The sequence below is a fragment of the Ramlibacter sp. genome, from assembly GCF_035655895.1.
GTDB lineage: Bacteria > Pseudomonadota > Gammaproteobacteria > Burkholderiales > Burkholderiaceae_C > Ramlibacter.
In genome coordinates, this window is record NZ_DASRTN010000003.1 from 124,282 (window position 1) to 151,144 (window position 26,863).

A 26,863-nucleotide genomic window follows, 5' to 3' on the forward strand; every position below is an offset into this window, starting at 1 on the left:
GAGCTCCTTCAGTTGTTGCCGGCCGCGCGGGTGTCGATGCCACGTCCGTCGCCCTGCGTGGCCTGGCGCGACAACTTGGTGATGCGCGGATCGGTCCAGGTGCCGTCGATCTGGAACTGCTGCGTCGCCGCGCGCGCCAGCGGCTCGCGCAGGAACAGCTGGGCCAGGAAGGTGCCGAGGCCGATGGCGGGGTTGATGGCGGCGGCGACCAGCGAGGCGGTCCCGGCGTTGATCTCGGGCACCACGACCACGCGCAGCTCCTGCGTTTCGCGGGCGAGGTCGGCCTTGCCTTCCATCACCACCGCCGCATTGACGCCCTTCATCTGCAGGTTGTTGGTGGCGGCGATGCCCTGCTGGATCGTGATGTCGCCTCGCACGAAGTCGAACGCGAAGCCCTGGCTGAACACGTCGCGGAAATCGAGGGTGAGCCGGCGCGGCAGCGCCTGCAGGTTCAGCACGCCCAGCAGCTTGGCCAGGCCCGGGTCGGCCTTGAGGAACTGGCCTGCCTGCACGTCGACGTGGAAGGTGCCGGTCATCGAGGGATAGTCCAGCGACATCGGCGAGCCGAGCCAGGCGACCTGGCCTTCCATGCGCCCGGCGCCGCGTCGCACGACGTCCCGCATGCCCAGTCGGCCGAGCAGCTGCCCCGCGTCGCCGATGTCCAGCCGGAAGTTCATCACCGTGCGCCGCCGCTCGCCCGGCTGCCGCGGCGGAGGCCGCTGGCCGGCTGGCAGCGCCTGCGCTTCGACTGCCGCCCAGTTCCCGGTGGCCTGGAACGAGCCCTCCGGCATCACCAGGGCCAGCCGGTTCAGCCTCCACTCGCGGATGCCGCCTTCGCGCGCGACCACGCCGGCACCCCGGTTGACCGCGTCGATCTCCAGCCGGCCCAGGCGCCTGCCGCGCAGCTCGAAATCCTCGACGACGACGTCCAGTGCGGGGATGCTGCCGGGCTGCTCGTCCAGCAGGGTCTCCACGGCCGTGGCTTCCGAGGCCGCGATCGACAGGCGCGCCAGGCGCGCGAACACGCGTCCCGCGCCCGCCCCGGACGGCTGCCGGTATTCGACGTAGCCATTGAGTTCGTCGGCGTCGACGTTGGCGCGCCACACCTGCCCTTCGCGCGCGCCGCCCACCACCAGGTTGTGCAGCACGCGCCCTTCCACCGTCAGCTCGCGCGCGCGCACCGCCAGCGTGTTGGGCAGGTAGCCCTCGGCCCCGCCCGGGGCGCCGCGCGGGGCCGCGCCCCCGGCGGGCTCGGTCCACAGTCCCTGCAGCACCTGCTGCCAGGCGTCGACGTTCGCAGCGCCGACGACCACGTTGGCGGTGACGCCCTGGTCCGGCAGCACCGCGCTCTCGCCGGGCGCCAGGCCGATGGCGATCGCACCCCGCAGCACCCGCGGCGCAGGCCCGCTCAGATCGCGGACGAAGCCGACCGAGGCGATCCGCCCCAGGTCGACCGACAGCTGGTCGGTCTGCCCGCTGGTGGTGGCGCCATCGCGCAGCAGCACGTTCTCGTAGCGCAGCGGCAGCAGCGCATCGGCGGTCTTGGCCAGCGGTGCCGGCAGGTCCACCGCAAGGCCCTGCAGGTTGCTGGTGACCTGCACCTCGGGCGTGCCCTTGCGGAAGGTGAGCACGGCCGCATAAGCGGCGCCGCCGGTGGCGTGGCGCGCCAGCCGCGCGAGCGCGCCGAGTTCGCGCGCCTGGCGCAAGCCTTCGGCCGTGGCATTGCCCTGGGCGCGCACCACCACCGCGGGCGCCTCGGCCCCCGCCGGCCGGGTGCCGCCATCCAGGCGCACGTCGCCGCCCAGCGCCCGGGCCTGCACGCCCTGGAGCGCAAAGCCCCGCTCGCTGAAGGTGACCGTTCCACGCGCCCGACCGAGCACCGGGCTGTCGGGGGTGATCTGCACGTCGTTGCCGGCGAGGGTGACGGAACCCTGCACCGTGCTGCGGTCGATCTGCGCGACCGGCAGCGAGAGCTTCAGGCGCACCTCCGCCGGCCCGGTGGCGGTCGCCTTGGCGAGTGCGTCCTGGGTGAGCGCACCCAGCGGCGAGCGCTGGACCACCCCCAGGGCGTCGGCCAGCGGACCGCGCACTTCGCCGGTGACGGCCACGGTGGCGTGCGCCAGGTCGGGCACTTCGGCATCGGCCTTGAACCGCAGGGCCGGTCCGTTGCCGAACCGCCCCTGCGCGTCCTCGACCCGCATGCCGCCGCGGTCGAACACCAGGTGCCCCGCCAGCTGGGTCAGCGCCGGCCAGGGCAGGCCGGTGCGGCCGGCGCGCGGCGCGAACGCATAGGTCGCATTGCGCACCTGGGCCGTGACGCGGAACTCGCCCGGGGCATGCGCGAAGGGGAAGTCGCGCAGATCGCCCTTGAGCCGCACCCGGGCATCGGTCACCTCGGCCTCCTGCACCGCTTCGCGCACGTAGTCGCGTGCGCTCGGCGGCAGCGCCTGCGGCAGGTAGCGCCACACCCGTGCGCCGTTGGCGCGGGCCAGGCTGCCCTGCAGCTCGAGCACCCCCGGAAACCGATGCGCGGATTCACCGGTGCGCCAGCTGGCGTGCACTTCCCCCTGCGCGTCGGCATTGCTGAACTTGAGGTTGGAGGCCGTCACCGTGATGCGGTCGCCGGCCAGCTGCCACTGCAGGTCACCCGCGAGGCGGTCGAACGGCAGCACGGGTTCCTCGAACACGCCGGGAAACTCGAGCGCGCCCGACTGCATCGCGACGCGGGCCGTGCCGCCGGCCTCCGTCAGGTCGAAGTCGACGGCGGCATTGCGCACGCCCGGGGTGCCGGCGTGGGGGCGTCCCTCCGGGGTGGCGGACACCGACCCCGCCGCGACGTGCAACCCGGAGACCCGCCCGCGCGCCTGGTACTTGACGGGGTCGTGCACGCTGCCCTGCCAGCGCGCCTGCACGCTCTCGACCAGGCCTTCGGGCGCGTACGTCGCCAGCGCTGCGTGGGTGGCCTTGCCCAGCGGCACACGCCCGGCCAGCTGCCGCAACGCCCCCAGGTCGAGCCGGTCGGCCCGCAGTTCGCCAGCGGCCGGCCGCTTGCCGTCGGCATCGGTCCACTGGACGAAGACGTTGCCGCCCGGCCAGCGCTGGCCCTGGTCGGTGACGAACTGCAGCTGCTGCGTCTCGAACTCGAAGCCCCCCGGCAGGCGCCGGCCGCCCAGCCGTCCGGACAGCGACGCCAGCCCCAGCGGCGCCAGGTCGGGGGCCAGCCGCGTGGCGACGTCGGCCACGGCGAGATCGGCGACCGCGCCGGCGAGCTGCCCGCGCGACACGTCGGCCCAGGCGCGCACCGCGCCGTGGCCGCTTTCGAGCTCCACGCCGAAACGCGCGTGCCGGCGCAGCTCGCCCAGGTCCACGCGCGGGAAATCGGCGTGGAGCTGTCCGTCCCAGTCCTGCCAGCGGCCGGGGTGGTTGGACAGCAGCGGCTGGCGGAACAGGCCCACCAGCGTGAAGCGGTCGCCCCAGCGACCCGGGGGCGTGGCATCCAGGCGGATGGCATGGCGGCGGGCGCCGTTGCGCACCACGAGGTCGACATCGGCCAGCGCCAGTTCCGGCGCGTTGCGCATCTCGTCGGTCCAGCGGATCTTGCCGCCGCGGATGACGAACTCGCGCTGGCGGAAGAACCAGTCGGCACCATCGCCGCCGTCCTGTGTTCCTCGCGACAAATCCAGGCCGGCCACATGGAGGCGGCCGTCGGCGGAGCGGCGCAGCTCGAGCTCCGGGTGGTCGATCAGCAGCTGGTCGAACCCGAGGTGCCACAGGGAACGTGGCGACAGCGACGCCAGCACCCGCGGCAGGCGCAGCGCTTCGTGCCCCTGGGGATCCAGCAGCACCACCGATTGCAGTTCCACCGAGGGGATCAGTCCGACACTGTGCGCACGGATGTTGCCGATCCGCACCGGCACCCCCACGACCCGCGAGGCATGCCGTTCCAGGACGGGGCGGAACTCACCGATTCGCGGCACAATCCAGCCGTGCAGCGTGCCCCAGGCCAGTGCCAGCAGCAGCCACAGGGCCGCGAGCAGCCACAAGGACCACTTCGCGCAGGCGCCAACGAACTTGAGCAGGCGCGAAGGAATCGGCGGCGAATCGTTCATGAAGACTTCGATGTGGCAGGAATTATGAGCCCCGGTGCCGGAGCGGGTTCGATGGCGCCGGCCGCGCAGGCCGCTGGGCTTCAGGCTGGGATGCCGCCGGCGGACGGCGGTTCCGCGCATTCGCGCTTTGCGCAGCGGATCCGCCGGCGTTACGCCGCCGACATGGCGCTGCTCGCACCCGGCGTGCCCGGGCGCGACGCGCTCCAGGCCACCTTCGACGCCCTGTCCACACGGGGTTACAACCTTTCCGACGGCCTAAGAGTCCTGCGCCAGCTGGTGCTCGAGCGCCTGCTGCGCCTCGATTGCGAGGAGGCGCTGCCGCTGCAGGCCGTCACTCGGGCCATGACGCACCTGGCCGAGTTCGCGCTGGACAAGGCCTGCAACCGTGCGATGGCCGACCTGGACGCGGTGCACGGCGAACCGGTCGGTGCCGACGGGCGCCGCGCCCGCCTCTGGATCGTGGGCATGGGCAAGCTGGGCGCACGCGAGCTCAATGTCTCCAGCGACATCGACCTGATCTACGTCTACGACCAGGACGGCGAGACCGCCGGCGTGAACGGGCGCGGCCGCATCAGCCTGCAGGAGTATTTCGCCAAGGCGGTCAAGAGCATCTTCGGGCTGATCGGCGACACCAGCGAGCATGGCTTCGTGTTCCGGGTCGACCTGGCCTTGCGGCCGAACGGCAATTCCGGGCCGCCGGCGGTGTCGCTCGATGCCCTGGAGGACTACCTCCAGGTGCAGGGGCGCGAATGGGAGCGGTTCGCCTGGCTGAAGAGCCGCGTGGTGGCGCCGCGGGCCGCCATCGTGGACGGCTCGGCGCAGGCGCTGCGGGGCGTCGTGCTGCCCTTCGTGTTCCGCCGCTACCTCGACTACAGCGTGTTCGATTCCCTGCGCGTGCTGCACCGCCAGATCCGCGAACACGCGGCGCGGCGCAGCGCCGGACGTCCCGAGCGCGCCAACGACGTGAAGCTCTCGCGTGGCGGAATCCGCGAGATCGAGTTCATCGTGCAGCTGCTGCAGGTGGTCCGCGGCGGCCAGTTCCCCGAGCTGCGCACCCGCCCCACGCTCGATGCGCTGCAGCGGGTCGCGGCGGCAGGCCTGATGCCGCAGTCGACGGCCGATGCCCTGGCGCAGGCCTACGAATTCCTGCGCCGCGTCGAGCACCGGATCCAGTACCTGGACGACCAGCAGACCCACGTGCTGCCGATGGGGTGCGACCAGACCGACGGCGACCTGGCCTGGATCGCCCGCACCATGGGCTACGCCGACTGCTGCCCGTTCCTGCACGAGCTCGACCGGCACCGCGAGATCGTGGCCCAGGAATTCGACACGCTGCTGGGGGGCCAGAGCGGCGAGTGCAAGAGCTGCGCCGGCCCGAAGGGCAGCCGTGGCGCGCCGCCCGATCTGGAAACCCTGCGCGACCAGCTGCCGCCGCAGCTGCGCGAGCGCATCGGCCGCTGGTGCGGCCATCCGCGCGTGCTGGCGTTGCGCGAGGACGCCCGGCACCGGCTCTCGCGGATCGTCGCGCGCACCGGCGAGTGGCTGCTCGAGGGGCGCGTGACCGAGGATGCCGCGCTGCGCATGGCCGACTGGCTCGAGCCCCTGCTGCGGCGCGAGAGCTATCTGGCGCTGCTGCTGGAGCGGCCGCGCGTGCACGAGCGGCTGCTCCGGCTTCTGGGCGCGGCCCGCTGGCCGGCGCGCTACCTGCTGCGGCATCCCGGCGTGATCGACGAACTCGCCGGCGAGGCCCTGCTGTCGGAGCGCTTCAACGCCGATGAGTTCGAGCAGGAGCTGGAGCAGCGGCGGCGCTCGCTGCGCACCACCGGGGAAGACGACGACGAGGCACTGCTGAACCTGCTGCGCCGCGCCCACCATGCCGAGGTGTTCCGCACCCTCGCCCGGGATATCGAGCGCCGGCTTACCGTCGAGCAGGTGGCGGACGATCTCAGTGCGCTGGCCGACGCGGTGCTGCGCGTGACGGCGCGCTGGTGCTGGGAGCGGCTGAAGAACCGCCACCGGGACGCGCCGCGGTTCGCGATCATCGGCTATGGCAAGCTGGGCGGCAAGGAGCTGGGCTACGGCAGCGACCTCGACATCGTGTTCGTCTTCGACGACGAGGACGACCGCGCCGCCGACGTCTACGGCGCCTTCGTGCGCAAGCTGATCAACTGGCTGACCACCAAGACCGCCGAAGGCGACCTGTACGAGATCGACACGGCGCTGCGCCCGAACGGCAGCTCGGGCCTGCTGGTCACCACCTTCGCCGCCTACGAGAAATACCAGCTGGGCCGCGGCAGCAACACCGCGTGGACCTGGGAGCACCAGGCGATGACCCGTGCGCGGTTCGTGCTCGGCGACGCCGACCTCTGCCAGCGATTCGACGCCGTGCGCGAGGCGGTGGTCACCGCCCCGCGCGACACCGCCGCGCTGCGCGAGGAGATCGTCGCGATGCGGCAGCGGGTGCGTGCCGCGCGCCCGGTGCCGCGCGGGCAGTTCGACGTCAAGCACAGTGAAGGCGGCATGGTCGATGCCGAGTTCGCCGTGCAGTTCCTGGTGCTGTCGCAGGCCGGCGGGCATGCCGAACTGATCCCCAACGTCGGCAACATCGCGCTGCTGCAGCGCGCAGAGGCCGCGGGCCTGCTGCCCGCCGGCATCGGTGATCGGGCCGCCGCGGCGTACCGCGAGTTGCGGCGGGTGCAGCACCGGGCGCGGCTGGACGAGCAGCCGACGCAGGTGTCCGAGAACGAACTGGCCGCGCAGCGCGACGCCATCCTCGCGCTCTGGCGCGCCGTGTTCGCGCGCTGAGCGGGGCCGGGCCGGCCCTTCACGGGTCGATGGTAGGCTTGCCGGTTGCTTCCTGAGCCGCGGGCCCCACGAACGCCCCGCACCCGCCGGGAAGCGCCAGCTCCCCACCAGGAAGGAAATCGATGACCACACACCGTCTGCTGGCAGGCGGCTGCCTGTTGTTGGGGCTGGCCGGCTGCACCTTGCCACGTCCTCCGGCCGTACCGTCCGCCCCCGCCGTCCTGGCCGGATGGTCGGCGCCCCTGCCCCACGGCGGCGCGGTCGCCGACCTCCAGCGCTGGTGGGAGCAGCTCGGCGACCCGGTGCTCGTCGAGCTGGTCGGGGCCGCGCAATCGGCGAGCCCGACCGTGGCCAGTGCCGCCAGCCGCATCGCCCAGGCGCGGGCCGCCCGGACCGCGGCCGGCGCAGCTCTCGCGCCCAACCTCGACGCCGTCGGCTCGCTCAGCCGCGGCACGAGCCAGGCCGCGGCCAGCCCGGGCGGCACCGGCGCCGCAGCGCCGCTCGCCGCGCCGGTCACCGTCGGCCAGCTCGGCCTGCAAGCCGCGTGGGAACTCGACCTGTTCGGCGGGCGCGCTGCCAGCCGGGATGCGGCGCAAGCCCGGCTGGAAGGTGCGCAGGCCGGCTGGCATGACGCCCGGGTGGCCGTGGCCGCGGAAACCGCGGCGAGCTACCTGGGCTGGCGCAACTGCGAGCGCCAGCTGGCGGTGGCGGCCAACGACGCGCGGTCGCGGGCGGAGACCTCCCGTTTGCTCGACCTGAGCATGCAGGCCGGCTTCACCGCGCGCGCCGACGCTGCGCTGGCCCGGGCCAGCGCAGCCGAGGGCCGGGGCCGCGAGCGCCAGCAGCGCGCCGCCTGCGAGACCGAGATCAAGACGCTGGTGGCGCTCACGGGCTGGCCCGAGGACGGGCTGCGCGCCAGGCTCGCGGCGGCCTGGCCGGAGCCGCCCGCGACGCTGCTGGACACCGTCCCCGTGCTGCCGGCCCGCCTGCTGGCCCAGCGGCCCGACGTCTTTGCCGCCGAACTCGAGGTCGCCGCCGCCAGCGCGGAGGTCGGTGCGGCGCAGGCCGACCGCTTCCCGCGGCTGTCGCTGTCCGGATCGATCGCGGCCGGGACGTTCCGGGTGGCCGGCACGAGCCTCGACGCGCAGACCTGGTCGATCGGGCCGCTCGCGGTGTCGCTCCCGCTGTTCGACGCCGGACGCCGCGCGGCCAACGTGGAAGCCGCCCAGGCCCGCTACGAGGAAGCCGCTGCGCTGTACCGGGCGCGGGCGCGCCAGGCCGTGCGCGAGGCCGAGCAGGCGCTGGTGGCACTCGACAGTGCCCGGGCGCGCAACGCCGACGCGCGCCTGGCGGCCGAGGGCTACCGCGCCTCCTTCGTCGCGACCGAGTCGCGCTACCGTGCCGGCCTGGCCAGCCTGGTCGAACTGGAAGATGCCCGGCGGACCATGCTCGCGGCCGAGACCGCGCTGGTGGGATTGCAGCGCGAGGCGCTCGGCGCCTGGATCAACCTGTACCGCGCGTCCGGTGGCGGCTGGACGCGCGAGGCCGGCACCACCACCGCACGCCAGAACAAGACCCCGGGGGAGAACGACGAATGACGATGTCCAGACGACTGCTCGCCGCGATTGCGGCGGTTGCCTTGCTGGCCCTGGTGGCCGTGCTGGTGTTCGCGCGCCGCGACGGCGCGGCCGCCGCCGGTGCGCACGACGAGGCGAAGCCGCCCGGCACCCGGCCTGCGCTGACGGTCACCACGATGGTTCCCCAGCGCACCAGCCTGCCGGTGCGGCTGGCCGCCAACGGCAGCATCGCCGCCTGGCAGGAGGCCAGCGTCGGCGCCGAGGCCGGCGGCCAGCGGCTGACCGATGTGCGCGTCAACGTGGGCGACCGGGTGCGCAAGGGCCAGGTGCTGGCGACCTTCGCCACCGAGACGCTCCAGGCCGCGGCATCGCAGGCGCGCGCGACCCTGGCGGAGGCGCAAGCCGCGGCGGCCGACGCCGCGGCCAATGCCGAACGCGCGCGCAGCCTGGAGGCGACCGGCGCCTTGAGCGTGGCGCAGATCAACCAGTACGTCACCGCCGAGAAGACCGCCCAGGCGCGGGTCCAGGCCGCCCGGGCCAGCCTGGAGGCGCAGGAGGTGCGGTTCGGCCAGACCCAGGTGCTGGCACCGGACGAGGGCATCATCTCCGCCCGCGCCGCCACCGTCGGTGCGGTGGTCGGCGCCGGCACCGAGCTGTTCCGGCTGATCCGCCAGGGCCGGCTCGAGTGGCGGGCGGAAGTCACGTCGGCGGAACTCGGGCGCCTGGCCCCCGGCACCGCGGCGCTGGTCACGGCGGCGAGCGGTGCGCGCCTGGAAGGCCGGGTGCGCACCATCGGGCCGACGGTGGACGCGCAGTCCCGCTCGGCGCTGGTCTATGTCGACCTGCGGCCGCTGCCCGGGCCGGCCGCGGGCAGCGCGCGCGCCGGCATGTTCGCGCGCGGCGAATTCGACCTCGGCGCCACCCCGGCGCTCACGCTGCCGCAGCCGGCGGTGGTGGTGCGCGAGGGCTTCAGCTACGTGCTGCGCGTCAATCCCGACGGCCGGGTCAGCCAGGTCAAGGTGCAGACCGGTCGCCTGGTGGGCGGGCAGGTGGAGATCACGGCTGGCCTGCCGGCCGATGCGCGTGTCGTGGCCTCCGGCGGCAACTTCCTCAACGACGGCGACCTGGTGCGGGTCGTCGAGGCGCCGGCGCCCGCGCAGGCGCCCGCTTCCGCGCCGGCCGCGCGGTAAGGAGGCCGCCATGATGAACGTCTCCTCCTGGTCGATCCGCAACCCGATCCCGGCCGTCATGCTGTTCGTGCTGCTGACGTTCGCCGGCCTGCTCGCCTTCCAGTCGATGAAGGTGCAGAACTTCCCCGACATCGACCTGCCCACCGTCACGGTGACGGCCTCGCTGCCGGGCGCCGCGCCGGCGCAGCTGGAGACCGACGTCGCGCGCAAGATCGAGAACTCGGTGGCGACGGTCCAGGGCATCAAGCACATCACGACCCGCGTGCAGGACGGCGCCGTCACGGTGACCGCAGAGTTCCGGCTCGAGAAACCGGTGCAGGAAGCCGTGGACGACGTGCGGTCGGCGGTCTCGCGCGTGCGGGCCGACCTGCCGGCCGACCTGCGCGACCCGGTGGTGGCCAAGCTCGACCTGGCCGGGCAGCCCGTGCTGGCCTACACCATCCGCTCGGCGCGGATGGACGACGAGGCCCTGTCCTGGTTCGTGGACAACGAAGTCTCGCGCAAGCTGCTGGCCGTCAAGGGTGTCGGTGCCGTCAACCGCGTGGGCGGCGTCACCCGCGAGATCCGGGTGGCCATCGACCCGCAGCGGCTGCAGGCGCTGGGGGCGACCGTCTCCGACGTCTCGCGCCAGTTGCGGCAGGTGCAGACCGAAAGCGCGGGCGGCCGCACCGACCTGGGTGGTGGCGAGCAGCCTGTCCGCACGCTGGCCACGGTGAAGACGGCGCGCGAGATCGGGCTGATCGAGATCGCGCTGACCGGCGGCCGCAGCGTGCGGCTGCTCGACGTGGCGACCGTGACGGACACCTATGCCGAGCCTCGCGCCGCCGCGCTGCTGGACGGCAAGCCGGTGGTGGGGTTCGAGGTCGCGCGCAGCCGCGGCGAGAGCGAGGTCCAGGTGGGCGCCGGCATCCGTGCCGCCCTGCAGGAACTGAAGACCGCGCACCCGGACATCGAACTGACGCAGGCCTTCGATTTCGTCACCCCGGTGCAGGAGGAGTACGACGGTTCGCTGAAGCTGCTGTACGAGGGCGCGATCCTGGCAGTGGTCGTGGTCTGGCTGTTCCTGCGCGACGTGCGGGCGACCCTGGTCTCGGCCGTGGCGCTGCCGATGTCCGTGATCCCGGCGTTCGTCGGCATGGCGCTGCTGGGCTTCTCGATCAACGTGGTGACCCTGCTGGCACTCTCGCTGGTGATCGGGATCCTGGTCGACGACGCGATCGTGGAGGTCGAGAACATCGTGCGGCACCTGCGCATGGGCAAGACGCCGTACGAGGCCGCGATGGAAGCGGCCGACGAGATCGGGCTGGCGGTGATCGCCACCACCTTCACGCTGATCGCCGTGTTCCTGCCCACCGCGTTCATGAGCGGCATCGCCGGCAAGTTCTTCAAGCAGTTCGGCTGGACGGCCGCGCTCGCGGTGTTCGCCTCGCTGGTGGTGGCCCGGGTGCTGACTCCGATGATGGCGGCCTACCTGCTGCGGCCGATCGTCGATCCGCATGCGCAGGATCCCGCCTGGATGCGCACGTACATGCGCGCGGCGCGATGGTGCGCCCGCCACCGGGTGGCCACCGTCATCCTGTCGACCGCCTTCTTCGTCGGCTCGATCGCGCTGATCCCGCTGCTGCCCACCGGCTTCATTCCGCCCGACGACAACTCGCAGACCCAGGTCTACCTCGAGCTGCCGCCCGGTGCGACGCTGGAGCAGACCCGCAACGTCGCCGAGCAGGCCCGCCGGATGATCGCGGGCGTGGAGCACGTGCGCAGCGTCTACACCACGATCGGCGCCGGCAGCGCCGGGGCAGACCCGTTCGCCAATCTGGGCGGCGCGGAGGTCCGCAAGGCCACGCTCACCATCCTGCTGGCCGACCGCAGCGAGCGCCCGCGCAAGCAGGGCATCGAGAACCACATCCGCACCGCGCTGCAGGATCTGCCCGGCGTGCGCAGCAAGGTGGGTCTGGGCGGCTCGGGCGAGAAGTACATCCTGGTGCTCACCGGCGAGGACCCGCAGGCGCTGCAGACGGCGGCGCTGGCGGTGGAGAAGGACCTGCGCACCATCCCCGGCCTGGGCAGCATCGCCTCCACCGCCAGCCTGGTGCGCCCGGAGATCGCCGTGCGGCCGGACTTCGCGCGGGCGGCCGACCTGGGCGTGACCAGCGCCGCGATCGGCGAAACCCTGCGCATCGCCACCGTGGGCGACTACGACGTCGCGCTGCCCAAGTTGAACCTGTCGCAGCGCCAGGTGCCGATCGTGGTCCGGCTGCAGGATGCCGCGCGCCAGGACCTGTCGGTGCTGGAGCGGCTGCCGGTTCCCGGCGCGCGCGGGCCGGTGATGCTCGGTCAGGTGGCGACCTTGGAGCTGACCGGCGGCCCTGCGGTGATCGACCGCTACGACCGCTCGCGCAACATCAACTTCGAGGTCGAGCTCTCGGGGCAGCCGCTGGGAGAGGTGGCGCAAGCCGTGCAGCAGCTGCCGTCGATCCGCAACCTGCCGGCCGGGGTGCGGCAGGCGACCGTGGGCGACGCCGAAGTGATGGGGGAGCTGTTCGCCAGCTTCGGCCTGGCCATGCTGACCGGCGTGCTGTGCATCTACATCGTGCTGGTGCTGCTGTTCAAGGACTTCCTGCAGCCGGTGACCATCCTGGCGGCACTGCCGCTGTCGCTCGGCGGCGCCTTCGTCGGCCTGCTGGTCGCGCAGAAGAGTTTCTCGATGCCGTCTCTGATCGGCCTGATCATGCTGATGGGCATCGCCACCAAGAACTCGATCCTGCTGGTGGAGTACGCCATCGTCGCGCGCCACGAGCACGGCATGAGCCGCTTCGATGCGCTGATGGATGCCTGCCACAAGCGGGCCCGCCCGATCATCATGACCACCATCGCGATGGGCGCGGGCATGCTGCCGATCGCGATCGGCTGGGGCGCCGCCGACCCCAGCTTCCGCTCGCCGATGGCGATTGCGGTGATCGGCGGCCTGATCACGTCGACGGTGCTGAGCCTGCTGGTGATCCCCGTGGTGTTCACCTACGTGGACGACGTCGAGCAGTGGCTGCGGCGGGCGGTGAAGAAGGTCCGTAGAGCACATCCGGAAGGCAGCCCAGGGAGGGCGTGAGCTGCCCGAAGCTCATCAATTCCTGTATACAGCGACGATGATCCGTTTGACTGCTCCCGGGCTCTTGCGATTCCTGGGCTATTTCACGTCGTTCGCCGCGGTCGGTCTGGCTGCGTGGATCGACCACACCTTCGGTGAACCCAGCATCGACCAGATCCTGTATCACCTTCACTACTCCGAAGGGGCTGCGGTGCAGATGGGGCAGATCTTCATCTTCACCTTCATCGCAGAAGTGATCGCGTTCCCGTTCGGGTTTGCCGTGGCGGCCCATTTGGCGCACGGCGCGGTCGAGCGACGGTGGCCGGCCTGGCGCGCTCACGTGTTGAAGGCGGCGTTGCCCGCTGCCGCGCTGTGGGGCGTGGCGGCGCTGCTACTGCAGTTTTCGGTCTTCTCCTATGCGGCCGCCCAGCTCGGGCCGGATCGCTTCGCGGAGCTCTATGTCGATCCGAATACCGTGAAGCTCCATGACGGGCCACGGTCGAATCTGATCATCATCTATGCGGAAAGTCTGGAGGAAACGTATGGTGACCCGCAGGCCTTTGGTCGTGACCTGCTCGCGCCACTTCGGCAACTCGGCGGGCAGCGGTTTGCCAATTACCAGCCGGCCGAGGGTGCCACGTGGACGATGGCCGGCATCGTCGCCAGCCAGTGTGGCGTTCCACTGAAGGTTTACAGCGAGTACGACATCCGCCGTCAGCCCGGCAGCGCCCGCGTGTTCCTGCCTGGCGCCACTTGCCTCGGGGATATCCTCGCTGCGCGCGGCTACCGGAATGTCTTTCTTGGTGGCGCACCGCTGTCATTCGCCGGCAAAGGCAGCTTCCTGCGGGATCACGGGTACACCAACACTTACGGCCGCGACGAATGGGAGAAAGCGGGTGCGAAGCCTGAGGAGCTGAACGAGTGGGGACTCTACGACAGTGCCCTGTTGCAGCGGGCGCGTTCAAAGCTCGACGAACTGCATGCGTCGGGACAGCCGTTCAATCTCACGCTGCTCACGTTGGACACGCACAACCCACATGGGTTCATGTCCCCCGCGTGCCGGGCAAGGGGTGCCCGCGACTTTTCTGGGATCGTCGACTGCGCGGCCACCCAGCTCGCCGACTTCGTCCGGTTCGTCGAACAACGCGGCTACCTTCGGGACACCCGCGTCGTCATCATTGGAGACCACCTGGCGGTGCCCAACCCCCTGTGGACACAACTGCAGCAGGCGCGTCACCGCAGCATCTTCAACCTGGTACTGGCGAGACCTCAGATCCAGTTCAACCGTGCGGACGTTCTTCCTTTCGACATGTTCCCCACGCTGCTGGAACTGGCGGGAACGGCGGTTGAAGGCGACAGGCTCGGATTGGGCTATTCGGCCGCGTTCCAGACCAATGTGGTCCGGCCGCAGGGCGGCAGTCCCATCACCTTGGGGGCCTTGAGGGGCTCGAGAAGCTATCGGGCTCTCTGGGAGCCAGGTGATTCGCTCGGCGCCAGCGGGTCGGCGCAGCTGCCATGACGCCAGGACCACGGCCTGCCGGCGCCTGGGAGGCCTGAACACCCAACCCAGACGTCACTGCTTCGGCGCGCAAGCTTCGGGCGCCGGGCGCCGGATCCGCTCGACCAGCGATGTGGTCGAGTAGCCGCTGACGAAGGGGATGGCCAGTGCGCGACCGCCCCAGCTGCGCACCAGCGCCGTCTCGGCCAGCTTGTCCATGTCGTAGTCGCCACCCTTGACGTACAGCGCCGGCCGCAGCTCGCCCAGCAACTGCACCGGCGTGTCCTCGTCGAACCAGGTGACCAGGCTGACGCTCTCCAGCGCGGCCAGCATGGCGGCCCGGTCGTGCTCGTTGTTCAGGGGGCGTTCCGGGCCCTTGCCCAGCCGGCGGGCCGAGCCGTCGGTGTTCAGGGCCACCACCAGGCTGCCACCCAGCGCCCTGGCCTGCGCCAGGTAGGTGACGTGGCCGCGGTGCAGCACGTCGAACACGCCGTTGGTGAAGACGACCGGCTGCTGCAGGCGGGCCAGGGCCGCCGGCGCCTCGGCGCGGGCCACGATCTTGCCCAGGAACGCCGGGCCGGGCCCGCCCGCGGGACGGCTCACGCGGCGTTCGGCTGGGCGACGCCCGGCGCCAGCGACGCGGTGATTTCCTTGCGGTACTTGTTCAGCTCCTGGACGCTCTTGAAGCTGCGGTCCATCAGCAGGCTGAGGTTGTGCAGGATGCGCTCGACCACCTTGGTCTCCCAGACGGCGTCGAAGTTGATCTGCTTGTCCAGCCAGTGCTCCAGCCATTCCGGGTCGGGCAGGCGGCTCTGGATCGTGTCGCGCGGGAACAGGTCCTTGTTCACGTGCAGGTTGGTCGGGTGCAGCGCCTGCGCGGTGCGGCGCGCGCTGGCCATCAGCACGCCGATCTTGGCGAACGCCGCCTTTGCTTCGTTGCCGAAATTGCTGATCGCCCGCTTCATGTAGCGCAGGTAGGCGCCGCCATGCCGGGCCTCGTCCTGGCTGAGCGTCTGGTAGATGTGCTTGATCACCGGCTCGGTGTGCCATTCGCTGGCGCGCCGGTACCAGTGGTTGAGCCGGATCTCGCCACAGAAGTGGAGCATCAGGGTCTCCAGCGCCGGCGCCGGCTCGAACTCGAACCGCACTTCGTGCAGTTCCTTCTCGGTGGGCACCAGGTCGGGGCGGAACCGCTTGAGGTATTCGATGAGCACCAGCGAATGCTTCTGCTCCTCGAAGAACCAGATCGAGATGAAGGCGGAGAAATCGCTGTCGTCGCGGTTGTCGCGCAGGAACATCTCGGTGGCCGGCAGCGCCGACCACTCGGTGATGGCGTTCATCTTGATCGTCTGGGCCTGTTCGTCCGACAGCAGGGCCGGATCGAACGTGTCCCAGGGAATGTCCTTGTCCATGTCCCAGCGGACGGACTCGAGTTGCTTGAACAGTTCGGGGTAGAGCATGGGGAGCAGGGGAGTTGCCGTGATTTTAGAAGGGGATGACGAAAAAGGCGTTACAACGGCTGGAGGCCCTTCGCACACAGGCGCTTCTCCTACGGATGACCCTGATCAGCGATCGGCATCGTCCAGTTCCTGCAGGAGCGGGCCCGATGGGCGTCGTGCCGCAGGGCAGCGCACCTCACCGACTCGCTGCGCGAATCCGCGCATGGTGCGGGCGCGTACTCCAGAATCCCGAATCGCCTGACCTTCGAGGTGACCATGCTCCGATCCTTCCTGCTGTGCCTGGCGGCGGCTTGCACCGCCGCCCCGGCCGTTCGCGCGCAGACCACGCCCGGCGCTGCGGCGGCCAGTTGCCCCGCCATTCTCAGCCAGAGTTTTCCGCGCCTGCAGGACGAGAAGCCGCAGTCCCTGTGCCAGTACGCCGGCAAGGTGCTGCTGGTGGTCAATACCGCGAGCTACTGCGGATTCACGCCGCAGTACAAGGGCCTGGAGGCGCTCTACAGCCGCTACCGCGACCGCGGCCTGGTGGTGCTGGGGTTCCCATCGAACGACTTCTCGCAGGAGCGCGGGAGCAACCAGGACATCGCCGAGTTCTGCGAGAACACCTTCGGCGTGCAATTTCCCATGTTCGCGAAGTCGAGCGTCCGCGGGGCCGATGCCAACCCGCTGTTTCGCGAACTGGCCGCGAGAACAGGCCGGCAACCGCTGTGGAATTTCCACAAATACCTCGTCGCACGCGACGGTACAGTGGTTGCGCAGTACTCGTCCATGACGACGCCGGACGACAAGGCCTTTGTCGGGCAGATCGAGAGACTGCTTGCCACCAGATGAGGCTTGCGTCTGCTGAACTGGTCGGTAATAATGCAGACCAACCAGTTCACATGACGTCGTGATGCTCACAAAACTTTACCGATCGACCCGACGTTCTCGCGGAACCTGGCGGCTCGACACCGTGTCCATAGGGGCACGGAGCGCGACTCCGACAGAACAAGGTTATTGCTGCGAAGTCTTCCGGGCCCCTACGGGCCGGCTGAAATCCCGGGGCGACTCTTCTCCTCCTCCCTCCCTCCCTCCTTCGTCACGGGGCGCTTCGCAGCATTTTTCTTTCCGGCCTGAGCCGACGGCTGCGGTGGCCGCATGAAGGTTGCCATCGTCGGCTCGGGCATCGCGGGCCTGGCGGCCGCCCACCAGCTGCGCGGCCAGGCCCAGGTGACCCTCTTCGAGGCGGGCGCCTGGTTCGGCGGACACACCCACACGGTCGATGTCACGCTCGAGGGTTCCGGCGGCCCCCAGACCTGCGGCGTGGACACCGGCTTTCTGGTGTTCAACGAGCGCACCTACCCTCAACTCATCCGCTTGCTGGCCGAGCTCGGCGTGCCGACATCGCGCTCGGACATGTCGTTCTCCGTGCAGGTGCCGGGGGCAGCGGCCGGCCGGCCGCTGGAATGGAGCGGCAGCAGCCTGGCGACCGTGTTCGCGCAACGCACCAACCTGCTGCGCCCGGGGTTCTGGCGCATGCTGCGCGACCTGCTGCGGTTCAATGCGCTGACCACCCGCATCGCGCGCGAAGGCACCGAGGCGCAGCTGCTGCAACCGCTCGGCGACTTCCTGCGCCTGCACCGGTTCAGCGCCGAATTCCGCGACTGGTACTTCCTGCCGATGATCGGCTGCATCTGGAGTTGCCCGACGGACCAGATGCTGCAGTTCCCGGTCGGCACCATGATCCGCTTCTGCCACAACCACGGCCTCCTGCAGGTCGCCAACCGGCCGCAGTGGTGGACCGTCGCGGGCGGTGCGCGCCAGTACGTCGAGCGCATCCTCGCCGGCATCGACGACAAGCGGCTGTCCTCGCCGGTGCGCTGGGTCCAGCGCGAGGGCGCCGGCGTGCGGGTGTGCAGCGATCGCGGCTGGGAGAGCTTCGACCGGCTGGTGGTCGCGACCCACCCCGGCCAGGCGCTCGCGATGCTGCTCGACGCGACCGAGGACGAACGCAACGTGCTGGGCGCGATCCGCTACCAGCCGAACCGCGCGGTGCTGCACACCGACACCTCCGTGCTGCCGCAACGTCGCGCGGCCTGGGCAGCCTGGAACTACGAGGGCGCGGGGCCCGGCCGCGCCTCGGCACGTGTGTGCCTGCACTACCTGCTCAACCGCCTGCAGCCGGTTCCGTGGTCGCAGCCGGTGATCGTGTCGCTCAACCCGGTGCGCGACATCGCGCCGGCCCGCATCCTGGGCGAATACGAGTACGCGCATCCGGTGTTCGACCTGGAAGCGATCCACGCCCAGGCCCTGGTGCCGCAGCTGCAGGGCCGGCAGCACACCTATTTCTGCGGCGCCTGGACCGGGTATGGCTTCCACGAGGATGGCCTCAAGTCCGGGCTGGCGGCCGCGCGCCAGCTGCAGGCCGACCTGCGCGCCACCAGCACCGGCGCCAGGCCGGCGCAAGAAGCGCTGGCATGAACCAGCCGCAGCTGGGCTTCGGGCAGGTGCGGCACGCACGGCTGCGGCCCGCGCGCCACGCGTTCGCCTATCCCACGTTCTTCCTCCTGCTGCCGATGCGCAGCCTGCACGGAGGGGCCGCCGCGGGTTCCCCGCTGCCCCACAACCGGCCGGGGGCGCTCAGCTTCTGGGACCGCGACCACGGCGACGGTCGCGCCGACGCGCTGGAATGGCTGGACGAGCTGCTGCGCGCCGAAGGCATCGACGATGCGGACGGCGAGGCCTGGCTGCACTGCTATCCGAGGGTGCTGGGCTACACCTTCAAGCCGGTGAGCTTCTGGTACTGCCACCGGCGCGACGGCAGCCTGCGCGCCATCGTGGTCGAGGTGAACAACACCTTCGGCGAGCGCCATTGCTACCTGCTCACCGCGCCGGCGTTCGGCCGCGAACTGCAGGCCGCCAAGGTGTTCCACGTCTCGCCGTTCTGCCGCATCGAGGGCCGCTACCGGTTCCGCTTTCTGTTCACGCCGGGGCGCGACCGCACCGTGGTCCGGATCGACCACGACGACGCCGAGGGCCCGCTGCTGCTCACCAGCGTGAGCGGCCGGCTCGAACCGGTGACCGCCGCCGCCCTGCGCAAGGCGCTGTGGGGCCATCCGCTCATGACGCTGGCCCTGGTCGGCCGCATCCACTGGCAGGCCCTTCGGCTCGCGCTCAAGGGCGTGCCTTTCTTCAGCAAGCCCGCGGCGCCCGCGGACTTCGTCACCCGTCCATGAACACGACCACCGCACCCGATCTCCTGCTGCCGGCCGGCGTCCCCGCCGCCGCGCGCAGCACGCTGCGCCTGCTGCAACGGCTGGTGCACGGCTCCCTCACCGTGCAACTGCCGGACGGCGGGACCCTGCGCTTCGGCAGCGGCCAGGCGCCGCACGCGTCGATCGCCCTGCGCAACTGGAATCCCTGCACCGCCGCGCTGCGGTCGGGCGACATCGGCTTCGCCGAGAGCTTCATCGACGGGGACTGGACCACGCCCAACCTGACGCAACTGCTGCTGGTCCTGCTGCGCAACCGCCAGCAGGTCGAGGACGTCATCTACGGCCACTGGGCGGGCCGCCTGCTGTACCGCATCCGCCATCTCCTGCGACGCAACACGCGCGGCGGCAGCCAGAAGAACATCCACGCCCACTACGATCTGGGCAACGCGTTCTACGGGCTGTGGCTGGACGAGACGATGAACTACTCGTCGGCCTGGTTCGACGGCGACCCGGGACAACCGATGCAGCAGGCCCAGCGGGCCAAGGTCGCGCGGGCGCTGCGCATGGCCGGGGTCCAGGCGGGCGACCGGGTGCTGGAGATCGGCTGCGGCTGGGGCGCGCTGGCGGAGATGGCGGCCACCGACTTCGGTGCGCACGTCACCGGGCTGACGCTGTCCACGGAACAACTGGCGTTCGCGCGCGACCGCCTGGCCCGCCGGGGCGCCGCGCAGCAGGCCGACCTGCGCCTGCAGGACTACCGTGAAGTGGCGGACGGCCCCTACGACGCGATCTGCTCCATCGAGATGGTCGAGGCCGTCGGCCGCGAATACTGGCCCGCGTACTTCGATGCCGTGGCGGGGCTGCTCAAGCCAGGCGGCCGTGCCTGCATTCAGAGCATCGTGATCGACGACGCCCTCTGGCCGCGCTACATCCGCTCGACCGACTTCATCCAGCAGTACATCTTCCCTGGCGGCTGCCTGCCCTGCCCGGGCGAGTTCCGGCGGGAGGCGCGCGCCGCCGGCCTGCAGGTGGTCGACGAACTCGCGTTCGGACCCGACTACGCCGAGACGCTGCGCCGCTGGCGCGACGCCTTCCTCGCGCAGCGCGCGCGCATCCTCGCCCTCGGCTTCGACGATCGCTTCCTGCGCACCTGGGAGTTCTACCTCGCCTACTGCGAGGCAGCGTTCGACCAGGGCAGCATCGACGTCGTGCAGTACACCTTGCACAAGGCCTGACCATGCACCGGCCGGCCACCCTGCTGCTTGCCTTGTCCATGGCATGGCCGGCGCAGGCACAGCCCGATCCGGCCTGGCTGCCGCAGGCCAGCCCGGCCGGATCGGCCCGCCTGACCGTCTGGGGCTTCGAGGTCTACGACGCCCGGCTGTGGGTCACGCCCGGCTTCCGTCGCCGCGACCTGGACACGCATGCCTTCGCGCTCGAGTTGACCTACCGGCGGGCCTTCCGGGCAGCCGACATCGCGCGCCGCTCGCTCGCGGAAATGGCGCGCACCGGGCCGATCGCGCCACCGCTGGCCAGGCGCTGGGAAGACCAGCTGGGCCAACTGCTCCCCGATGTGCAGGAAGGCGATCGGCTGCTCGGCCTGCACCGGCCGGGGCAGGGCGCCGAGTACTTCCACAACGGTCGTCGCCTGGGCGCCGTCGCCGATGCCGAGTTCGCGCGGCGCTTCTTCGCGATCTGGCTCGGGCCCGCCAGCTCGGAGCCGGCCTTGCGCGACGCCCTGCTCGCGGGGACCGCGCCATGACCGCCGCCCGGGCAGCCGACGCGCGCCCTGCACGGAATCCTGCGAGCGGACATCCGGCCGCCCTGGCCCTCACGGCCGGGGAGACCCTGCGCTACGGCCTGCTCGGCCTGCCGCTCGCCTTCGTGGCGCTGCCGCTGTACGTGCTGCTGCCCAGCCATTACGCACGCGAATTCGGCGCACCGCTGGCCGCGCTCGGTGCAGTGTTGCTCGCCGCGCGGGCACTCGATGCGCTCGCCGACCCATTGATCGGGCGATGGGTCGACCGGCTGCATGCGCGCTCCGCCGACGCCGTGCTGCGCTTCGCCGCGCTGGGCGCCTTGGTGCTGGCCGGCGGCTTCGGGCTGCTGTTCCTGCCACCCGTGCGCGGCAGCGGACCGCTGCTCGCGTGGGGCGGCACGATGCTGGTGGTGACCTCGCTCGGCTACAGCGCGGCGAGCATCGCCCACCAGTCGTGGGGCGCGATGCTGGGCGGCGACGACATCCAGCGCAGCCGTGTCACCGGCCACCGGGAAGCGCTGGCGCTGCTGGGCGTCCTGCTTGCCGCCGTCGTGCCGGCGGTGGTCGGTCCCGCGGGCGCTGCCTCGTTGCTGGTCGTGCTGCTGGCTGTCGCGTGCTGGACCTGGTGGCGGTCGCCGCGGCCAGCGGTGCAGCCCGCCGGCCACCGGCCCGCGCTGGTGCTGCCGCTGCGCGAGCCGGCGTTCCGCCGGCTGCTGCTGGTCTTCGTGGTCAACGGGGTGGCCAGTGCGATCCCGGCGTCCCTGGTGCTGTTCTTCGTGCAGGACCGCTTGCAGGCACCCAGGGTGCTCGAGCCCGCCTTCCTGGGCACCTACTTCCTTTGCGCCGCCCTGTCCGTGCCTGGCTGGCTGGCCCTGGTGCGGCGGATCGGGCTGGCGCGCACCTGGCTCGCCGGCATGGGTGCGGCCGTGGTCGCTTTCGGGTTCGCAATCGGACTCGGACCGGGTGACAGCATCGCCTTCTTCGCCATCTGCGCGGCCTCCGGACTCGCGCTCGGCACCGACCTGGCCCTGCCTTCGGCGATGCTGGCCGGCCTGATCGCCAGGGCCGGCCACCGCGGGCGGCTGGACGGCGCCTATTTCGGCTGGTGGAACCTGGCCGCCAAGGCAAGCCTGGCGCTCTCGGCCGGGCTGGCGTTGCCCGCCGTGCAGCTGGCCGGCTACACCCCGGGCCGGCGCGATGACGAGGCCCTGGCGGCCCTCACCCTGGCCTATTGCCTGCTCCCCATCGCGCTGAAGCTGCTGGCGGCGGGCGCGCTCTACTGGAACTTCATCCGATCCGGAGGTGACGCGTGAGACGTCGGATGGTGCTGGCCTGCGGGGCTGGCGTGCTGGCCGGCTGCGCCGGGCCGGAGCCGGCGCGCGATGCCGCCGAGCGACCCGCCTTGGACCTGCGCCGCTACTTCGACGGGCAGGTCGATGCCTGGGGCGTCTTCACCGACCGCTCGGGCGCGGTGGTCAAGCGCTTCACCGTCGCCCTCACGTGCCGCTGGCAAGGCGACGAGGGCGTGCTGGACGAGGACTTCCGGTTCTCGGATGGCAGCCGGCAGCGGCGCGTCTGGCGCATCACGCGGCTGCCGCACGGCCAGTACCGCGGGCGGGCCGACGACGTGGTCGGCGAGGCGGTCGGCGAGCAGCAGGGCAACGCGCTGCGCTGGCGGTACACCCTGGCGCTGCCGGTCGATGGCCGCACCTGGCACGTGCAGTTCGAGGACTGGATGTTCCTGGTCGATGACCGCGTGCTGCTCAACCGCGCCACCATGCGCAAGTTCGGGATCCGCCTCGGCGAGGTCACGCTCTCCTTCTCCAAGCGATGATCCCGCGCACCCTTCCCGCTCCGGCGCCCGTGCCGACGCACCTCGGCCCGCGCCCCTCGCCCGGGCTGTTCGAGCGGCCCAACCCGCCGCTGCGCGACTGGACCGGCCGCCATGTCTGGCTGGTCGGCGCCTCCAGCGGCATCGGCCGCGCTCTGGGGTCGGCGCTGCATGCACGCGGTGCGCGGGTGGTGGTCTCTGCCCGGCAGCACGCCGCCCTGGCCGCCTTCGCCGAGGCCCACCCCGGCAGCACGGCGCTGCGGTTGGATGTCACCGATCCCGTCAGCGTGCGGGCAGCGGCGCAATCGGTGCTGCGGGTGGGCCGGCTGGACGCCGTGGTGTACTGCGCCGGCCACTACCGTGCGCTGCGCGCGGACGACTGGTCGCTCGAGGAGATGCTGCGCCACCAGCAGGTCAACTACGTCGGCGCGCTGCACCTGCTGGACGCCGTGCTGCCGGCCCTGCTGGCGCAGGAGGGCGGCCATCTGAGTCTGGTCGGGAGCGTGGCCGGCTACCGCGGGCTTCCGCGCAGCCTGGCCTACGGGCCGACCAAGGCGGCGCTGATCCTGCTGGCCGAGACGCTCTGGCTCGACCTGCGCGGGCGCGGCATCGGCGTGAGCCTGGTCAGTCCGGGGTTCGTGGACACACCGCTCACCGCCCATAACGAGTTCCACATGCCGGCACTGATGACACCGGCGGCGGCGGCGCAGGCGATCCTGCACGGCTGGTCACAGGGGCGCTTCGAGATCGACTTCCCGAAGCGCTTCACGCTCGCGATGAAACTGCTGAGGCTGCTGCCCTTTCCGCTCTACCAATGGCTGGTGCGGCGGACCACCGGGCTCTGAACGCCCGGTGCGGGTCGATCAGGACGGCTGCGTGTCCTGGAAGCTCGTGCGCTGCATGAGCTTCTCGTGCAGCCGGGCCAGGTTGGGGTAGTCGGTGCGCCAGTCGATGGTGGGGAACCGGAAATCGAGGTAGCCGAGCACGCAGCCGACGGCGATGTCGGCCAGGCTCAGGTGGATGCCGGCGCAGAACGGCTTCTCGCCCAGCCCCTGGCTCATCGCCTTGAGGCTCGCGTGCGACTTGCCCAGCTGGCGGTCGATCCACGCCTGGCTGCGCTGCTCCCGGGTGCGCCCGGCCCAGTTCGCCTCCAGGCGCGCGAGGATCAGCGCATCCAGCACGCCGTCGGCCAGCGCCTCCCAGGTCTTGACCTCGGCGCGCTCGCGGCCGACCGCCGGGATGAGCTTGCCCACCGGCGAGAGGGTGTCCAGGTACTCGACGATCACGCGGGAGTCGAACAGCGCTTCGCCACCTTCCATCACCAGGCAAGGCACCTTGCCGAGCGGATTCGATTCGGCGATCGTGGTGTCGGCCGACCACACGTCTTCCTGCACGAACTGATAGTCCAGCTTCTTCTCGGCCATCACGACACGCACCTTGCGCACGTAAGGGCTGGCCACGGCTCCGATCAGTTTCATGGGACTCTTGCTGTTGTGGGGCACGCGGCGATTCTAGGGGAAGCGGTCCTGCCGCTGCGGCGGACAGCGGCGCCAACGCACCCGCACGCCCGGCGCGCCGGGCCCGGCGGCCTACAATCCGCCCTCCCATGACGCTGTCCACCATCTCCGCGCTGTCGCCCCTGGACGGGCGCTATGCCGCCCGCCTGGCCCCGCTGCGGCCGCTCATGAGCGAACAGGGCTACATGCACCGGCGGGTGCAGGTCGAGGTGTGCTGGTTCATCGCGCTGTCCGATGCCGGCTTCGCCCAGTTCAAGCCGCTGTCCCCGGGCGCCCGCACCTACCTGCTCGGCCTGGTGAAGAACTTCTCCGAGGCCGACGCGGTGGCCATCAAGGAGATCGAGAAGACCACCAACCACGACGTGAAGGCGGTCGAGTACTGGATCAAGTCCAAATTCGAGGCCCGGCCCGAGCTGCGGGCAGCCAGCGAGTTCGTGCACTTCGCCTGCACGAGCGAGGACATCAACAACACCAGCCATGCGCTGCAGCTCAAGGGCGCTCGCGACCAGGTGCTGCTGCCGGCCCTCGATGCCGTGATCTCGCGCATGCGGGACATGGCACACGCCTTCGCCGACGTGCCGATGCTCAGCCGCACGCACGGCCAGACCGCCAGCCCGACCACCGTGGGCAAGGAGATCGCCAATGTGGTGGTGCGCCTGGCCACCGCGCGCGAGCGCATCGCGGCGGTGCGGCCGCTGGGCAAGATGAACGGCGCGGTGGGCAACTACAACGCCCACCTGGCGGCGTGCCCCGACTTCGACTGGGAAGCCTTCAGCCGCAAGGTGGTCGAGACCCCCGAGCCGCTGGGCCTGGGGCTGACCTTCCAGCCGTACAGCATCCAGATCGAGCCGCACGACTACATGGCCGAGCTGTTCGACGCCATCGCACGGGCCAACACCATCCTGGTCGACTGGGCGCGCGACGTCTGGGGCTACATCAGCCTGGGCTACTTCAAGCAGAAGCTGCGCGAGGGCGAGATCGGCTCGTCCACGATGCCGCACAAGGTCAACCCGATCGACTTCGAGAACGCCGAGGGCAACCTGGGCCTGGCCAACGCGCTGCTGCGCCACCTGTCGGAGAAGCTCCCGGTGTCGCGGTGGCAGCGCGATCTGACCGATTCGACCGTGCTGCGCAACATGGGCGTGGCCTTCGGCTACGCCACGCTGGCGTACCACTCGCTGGGCATCGGCCTGGGCAAGCTCGAGCTCAACCGCGAGGCGGTGGCAGCCGACCTCGATGCGTCCTGGGAAGTGCTGGCCGAGCCGATCCAGACGGTGATGCGCCGCTACGGCGTCCAGGGCGCCTACGAGAAGCTCAAGGAGGTCACCCGCGGCAAGACGGTGCGCGCCGAAGACCTGCACGCGCTGATCCGGTCCCTGGACATTCCCGCGCCGGAGCGCGAGCGCCTGCTGGCCATGACGCCGGCGAGCTACGTCGGCATGGCCGCCGAGCTGGCGCGCCGGGCCTGAGGCGAGGCTCCTGCTTGGCCCTCAAGTCCACCGTCTTCAAGGCGCAGCTCGCAGTCGCGGACATCGACCGCGGCTATTACGCCGACCACACGCTCACGCTGGCGCGCCATCCGAGCGAGACCGACGAACGCATGATGGTGCGGCTGGTCGCGCTGGCGCTGAACGCGCACACGCTGCAGACCGAGTGCGGCGGCGACGCTACGCTGGGCTTCGGGGCAGGCCTGTCCGATCCGGACGACCCGGACGTCTGGCTGCGCGATTTCACCGGCCGCACCCGCTTGTGGATCGAGGTCGGCCAGCCGGAAGACAAGCCGCTGGCTCGCGCCTGCTCCAAGGCCGACCGGGTGCTGGTGTACTGCTTCCACCACGCCGCCGAGGTCTGGTGGCGCGGCCTGGAGAACAAGGTTTCGCGGCTGGACAAGCTGGCCGTCTGGCGGATCCCCACGGCGGCGTCGCAGGCGCTGGCCGGGCTGGCCGAGCGTTCCATGCAGTTGCAGGCGACCATCCAGGAGGGCACGCTGATGCTCTCCGGCGCCGGCGGCACCGTGGACGTCGAGCCGGTGCGCTGGAAGTGACGGCCGGGCGCGCTGCGCTGGTCGCCCGGTGCTAGGCCGGCATCGCGCGCCCGCACTGCCAGCAGCTCTCGAAGCCACCTTCCACCAGCTCGCCGCAGGTGCAGGCCCAGCGGCGCTGCGGCGCGCGCTCGAAGGCGGCGAGCAGGTCGCGGGCGCCCTGTTCCTGGCTCCGATCGGCCAGCCAGACCTCGGGCAGGCACTGGTCCGGCGGCAGCTCACCGGCCGCCGCCCCGAGGAAGTAGCGTTGCATGCAGGCGTCGAATCCGGCCTGGCGCAGGGCGTCGACCCAGAGCGCCGCGATCGCGATGTTGGGTGCGCGCGCGAGCCGCAGCATCAGGCGCCCTGGTCGGCCGATGGCGGCGGGCCCTCGGCGGCGCGTTCGGCGTACCGGTTGAAGCGCCAGGCATCGCCTTCGAGCGTGATGCGGCGCCAGGTGCGGCGCTTGTCGGCGGGCGACATCTCGGGCCAGTGCTGCACCTCCTCGAAGGTGCGGCCGCAGCCCTTGCAGACCTCGTCGCCCTGGCTGGTCGAGCAGATCGCGATGCAGGGCGTGTCGGGCGTGCTGTCGTACCAGGCCTTCCAGGCCTCGTAGGCCCGCGTCGGAAAGCCGCGCTCGTCGGCCTCGTCCTCGTGGTAGTACACCATCAGCGCGTACACCTCCGCCAGGGCGCGCAGCTCGGGCGCCAGGGTCACGCCGTCGGGCGAGGGCTTGCGCTCGCGCCAGAAGTTGATCGCGGCTTCGATGTCGGTGATGTGGATGCCGGCCATGGGGGGCAGGGATGATAGCCCGGCAGGGA

The 26,863-nt window shown here is 71.2% G+C and carries 21 protein-coding genes; 15 read left to right on the forward strand and 6 right to left on the reverse strand.

The window, feature by feature from the left end:
- Positions 1-8: 8 nt before the first annotated feature.
- Positions 9-4,109: a YhdP family protein gene (locus VFE82_RS01470; protein ID WP_324998457.1), complete on the reverse strand. Its 4,101-nt coding sequence runs from the start codon at positions 4,107-4,109 to the stop codon at positions 9-11.
- 51 nt (positions 4,110-4,160) lie between these two features.
- Here VFE82_RS01470 and glnE point away from each other — a divergent pair, with 51 nt between their 5' ends.
- The 5 genes from glnE (at position 4,161) to VFE82_RS01495 (ending at position 14,285) form a co-directional block, all read left to right on the forward strand.
- Positions 4,161-6,914 (forward strand): bifunctional [glutamate--ammonia ligase]-adenylyl-L-tyrosine phosphorylase/[glutamate--ammonia-ligase] adenylyltransferase, encoded by a 2,754-nt coding sequence (gene glnE, locus VFE82_RS01475; RefSeq protein WP_414708708.1) that lies wholly within the window; start codon positions 4,161-4,163, stop codon positions 6,912-6,914.
- A gap of 122 nt (positions 6,915-7,036) precedes the next feature.
- Positions 7,037-8,512 carry an efflux transporter outer membrane subunit gene (locus VFE82_RS01480; RefSeq protein WP_324998459.1) on the forward strand — a complete coding sequence of 492 codons (1,476 nt, stop codon included), beginning with the start codon at positions 7,037-7,039 and terminating at the stop codon, positions 8,510-8,512.
- Complete coding sequence (locus VFE82_RS01485) at positions 8,509-9,681, forward strand: efflux RND transporter periplasmic adaptor subunit (protein WP_324998460.1); 1,173 nt, start codon at positions 8,509-8,511, stop codon at positions 9,679-9,681. The genes VFE82_RS01480 and VFE82_RS01485 overlap by 4 nt, the downstream gene beginning before the upstream one ends.
- Positions 9,682-9,694: 13 nt before the next feature.
- Positions 9,695-12,787, forward strand: coding sequence for an efflux RND transporter permease subunit (locus tag VFE82_RS01490; protein WP_324998547.1), 3,093 nt, complete (start codon positions 9,695-9,697; stop codon positions 12,785-12,787).
- Positions 12,788-12,824: 37 nt separating this feature from the next.
- A complete protein-coding gene (locus VFE82_RS01495) occupies positions 12,825-14,285 on the forward strand; it encodes a sulfatase-like hydrolase/transferase (RefSeq protein WP_324998461.1) in 1,461 nt (486 codons plus the stop codon).
- A gap of 54 nt (positions 14,286-14,339) precedes the next feature.
- Here VFE82_RS01495 and rfaE2 read toward each other — a convergent pair whose 3' ends face one another.
- Together rfaE2 and VFE82_RS01505 are read right to left on the reverse strand one after the other, a co-directional pair.
- The gene (gene rfaE2 / locus VFE82_RS01500; RefSeq protein WP_324998462.1) at positions 14,340-14,867 is read right to left on the reverse strand and encodes a D-glycero-beta-D-manno-heptose 1-phosphate adenylyltransferase; all 528 of its coding nucleotides are present in this window, start codon (positions 14,865-14,867) and stop codon (positions 14,340-14,342) included.
- Positions 14,864-15,724 carry a ferritin-like domain-containing protein gene (locus VFE82_RS01505; RefSeq protein WP_324998463.1) on the reverse strand — a complete coding sequence of 287 codons (861 nt, stop codon included), beginning with the start codon at positions 15,722-15,724 and terminating at the stop codon, positions 14,864-14,866. The genes rfaE2 and VFE82_RS01505 overlap by 4 nt, the downstream gene beginning before the upstream one ends.
- Before the next feature lie 255 nt (positions 15,725-15,979).
- On the opposite strand from VFE82_RS01505, the gene VFE82_RS01510 reads away from it, so the two are divergent.
- The 8 genes from VFE82_RS01510 to VFE82_RS01545 all read left to right on the forward strand — a co-directional run bounded on the left by VFE82_RS01510 (position 15,980) and on the right by VFE82_RS01545 (position 23,350).
- Entirely contained in the window at positions 15,980-16,552 is a 573-nt protein-coding gene (locus VFE82_RS01510) for a glutathione peroxidase (RefSeq protein ID WP_324998464.1), read from the forward strand.
- A gap of 306 nt (positions 16,553-16,858) precedes the next feature.
- A complete protein-coding gene (locus tag VFE82_RS01515; protein ID WP_324998465.1) occupies positions 16,859-18,181 on the forward strand; it encodes an NAD(P)/FAD-dependent oxidoreductase in 1,323 nt (440 codons plus the stop codon).
- Positions 18,178-18,936 carry a DUF1365 domain-containing protein gene (locus VFE82_RS01520; protein ID WP_324998466.1) on the forward strand — a complete coding sequence of 253 codons (759 nt, stop codon included), beginning with the start codon at positions 18,178-18,180 and terminating at the stop codon, positions 18,934-18,936. The genes VFE82_RS01515 and VFE82_RS01520 overlap by 4 nt, the downstream gene beginning before the upstream one ends.
- Entirely contained in the window at positions 18,933-20,150 is a 1,218-nt protein-coding gene (locus VFE82_RS01525) for a cyclopropane-fatty-acyl-phospholipid synthase family protein (RefSeq protein ID WP_324998467.1), read from the forward strand. Before VFE82_RS01520 ends, VFE82_RS01525 begins: the two co-directional genes overlap by 4 nt.
- Positions 20,151-20,152: 2 nt before the next feature.
- The gene (locus tag VFE82_RS01530; RefSeq protein WP_324998468.1) at positions 20,153-20,677 is read left to right on the forward strand and encodes a chalcone isomerase family protein; all 525 of its coding nucleotides are present in this window, start codon (positions 20,153-20,155) and stop codon (positions 20,675-20,677) included.
- A complete protein-coding gene (locus VFE82_RS01535) occupies positions 20,674-21,987 on the forward strand; it encodes an MFS transporter (RefSeq protein WP_324998469.1) in 1,314 nt (437 codons plus the stop codon). The genes VFE82_RS01530 and VFE82_RS01535 overlap by 4 nt, the downstream gene beginning before the upstream one ends.
- Positions 21,984-22,508: a DUF3833 domain-containing protein gene (locus VFE82_RS01540; protein ID WP_324998470.1), complete on the forward strand. Its 525-nt coding sequence runs from the start codon at positions 21,984-21,986 to the stop codon at positions 22,506-22,508. The genes VFE82_RS01535 and VFE82_RS01540 overlap by 4 nt, the downstream gene beginning before the upstream one ends.
- Positions 22,505-23,350: an SDR family NAD(P)-dependent oxidoreductase gene (locus VFE82_RS01545; RefSeq protein WP_324998471.1), complete on the forward strand. Its 846-nt coding sequence runs from the start codon at positions 22,505-22,507 to the stop codon at positions 23,348-23,350. Before VFE82_RS01540 ends, VFE82_RS01545 begins: the two co-directional genes overlap by 4 nt.
- Before the next feature lie 18 nt (positions 23,351-23,368).
- Here VFE82_RS01545 and VFE82_RS01550 read toward each other — a convergent pair whose 3' ends face one another.
- Positions 23,369-23,983, reverse strand: a complete 615-nt coding sequence (locus VFE82_RS01550; protein ID WP_324998472.1) for a glutathione S-transferase N-terminal domain-containing protein — start codon at positions 23,981-23,983, stop codon at positions 23,369-23,371.
- 128 nt (positions 23,984-24,111) lie between these two features.
- Here VFE82_RS01550 and purB point away from each other — a divergent pair, with 128 nt between their 5' ends.
- The gene (gene purB, locus VFE82_RS01555; protein ID WP_324998473.1) at positions 24,112-25,491 is read left to right on the forward strand and encodes an adenylosuccinate lyase; all 1,380 of its coding nucleotides are present in this window, start codon (positions 24,112-24,114) and stop codon (positions 25,489-25,491) included.
- Between the two features lie 14 nt (positions 25,492-25,505).
- A complete protein-coding gene (locus tag VFE82_RS01560; RefSeq protein ID WP_324998474.1) occupies positions 25,506-26,066 on the forward strand; it encodes a YaeQ family protein in 561 nt (186 codons plus the stop codon).
- 31 nt (positions 26,067-26,097) lie between these two features.
- Here the strand turns inward: VFE82_RS01560 and VFE82_RS01565 are convergent, their stop codons facing one another.
- Both VFE82_RS01565 and VFE82_RS01570 read right to left on the reverse strand, forming a co-directional pair.
- Positions 26,098-26,400, reverse strand: a complete 303-nt coding sequence (locus VFE82_RS01565; RefSeq protein ID WP_324998475.1) for a DUF2007 domain-containing protein — start codon at positions 26,398-26,400, stop codon at positions 26,098-26,100.
- The gene (locus VFE82_RS01570; protein ID WP_324998476.1) at positions 26,400-26,834 is read right to left on the reverse strand and encodes a DUF3717 domain-containing protein; all 435 of its coding nucleotides are present in this window, start codon (positions 26,832-26,834) and stop codon (positions 26,400-26,402) included. Before VFE82_RS01570 ends, VFE82_RS01565 begins: the two co-directional genes overlap by 1 nt.
- Between the last annotated feature and the right edge of the window lie 29 nt (positions 26,835-26,863).

Bases quoted from the DNA above. Each gene is read 5' to 3' on its own strand.
- VFE82_RS01545 (WP_324998471.1), top strand. From the start codon at position 22,505: ATGATCCCGCGCACCCTTCCCGCTCCGGCGCCCGTGCCGACGCACCTC.
- VFE82_RS01565 (WP_324998475.1), bottom strand. From the start codon at position 26,400: ATGCTGCGGCTCGCGCGCGCACCCAACATCGCGATCGCGGCGCTCTGG.
- VFE82_RS01505 (WP_324998463.1), bottom strand. From the start codon at position 15,724: ATGCTCTACCCCGAACTGTTCAAGCAACTCGAGTCCGTCCGCTGGGAC.
- glnE (WP_414708708.1), top strand. From the start codon at position 4,161: ATGGCGCCGGCCGCGCAGGCCGCTGGGCTTCAGGCTGGGATGCCGCCG.
- VFE82_RS01495 (WP_324998461.1), top strand. From the start codon at position 12,825: ATGATCCGTTTGACTGCTCCCGGGCTCTTGCGATTCCTGGGCTATTTC.
- VFE82_RS01485 (WP_324998460.1), top strand. From the start codon at position 8,509: ATGACGATGTCCAGACGACTGCTCGCCGCGATTGCGGCGGTTGCCTTG.
- VFE82_RS01570 (WP_324998476.1), bottom strand. From the start codon at position 26,834: ATGGCCGGCATCCACATCACCGACATCGAAGCCGCGATCAACTTCTGG.
- VFE82_RS01535 (WP_324998469.1), top strand. From the start codon at position 20,674: ATGACCGCCGCCCGGGCAGCCGACGCGCGCCCTGCACGGAATCCTGCG.
- VFE82_RS01530 (WP_324998468.1), top strand. From the start codon at position 20,153: ATGCACCGGCCGGCCACCCTGCTGCTTGCCTTGTCCATGGCATGGCCG.
- VFE82_RS01550 (WP_324998472.1), bottom strand. From the start codon at position 23,983: ATGAAACTGATCGGAGCCGTGGCCAGCCCTTACGTGCGCAAGGTGCGT.
- VFE82_RS01490 (WP_324998547.1), top strand. From the start codon at position 9,695: ATGAACGTCTCCTCCTGGTCGATCCGCAACCCGATCCCGGCCGTCATG.
- VFE82_RS01510 (WP_324998464.1), top strand. From the start codon at position 15,980: ATGCTCCGATCCTTCCTGCTGTGCCTGGCGGCGGCTTGCACCGCCGCC.
- VFE82_RS01520 (WP_324998466.1), top strand. From the start codon at position 18,178: ATGAACCAGCCGCAGCTGGGCTTCGGGCAGGTGCGGCACGCACGGCTG.
- VFE82_RS01470 (WP_324998457.1), bottom strand. From the start codon at position 4,109: ATGAACGATTCGCCGCCGATTCCTTCGCGCCTGCTCAAGTTCGTTGGC.
- VFE82_RS01515 (WP_324998465.1), top strand. From the start codon at position 16,859: ATGAAGGTTGCCATCGTCGGCTCGGGCATCGCGGGCCTGGCGGCCGCC.
- purB (WP_324998473.1), top strand. From the start codon at position 24,112: ATGACGCTGTCCACCATCTCCGCGCTGTCGCCCCTGGACGGGCGCTAT.
- VFE82_RS01480 (WP_324998459.1), top strand. From the start codon at position 7,037: ATGACCACACACCGTCTGCTGGCAGGCGGCTGCCTGTTGTTGGGGCTG.
- VFE82_RS01525 (WP_324998467.1), top strand. From the start codon at position 18,933: ATGAACACGACCACCGCACCCGATCTCCTGCTGCCGGCCGGCGTCCCC.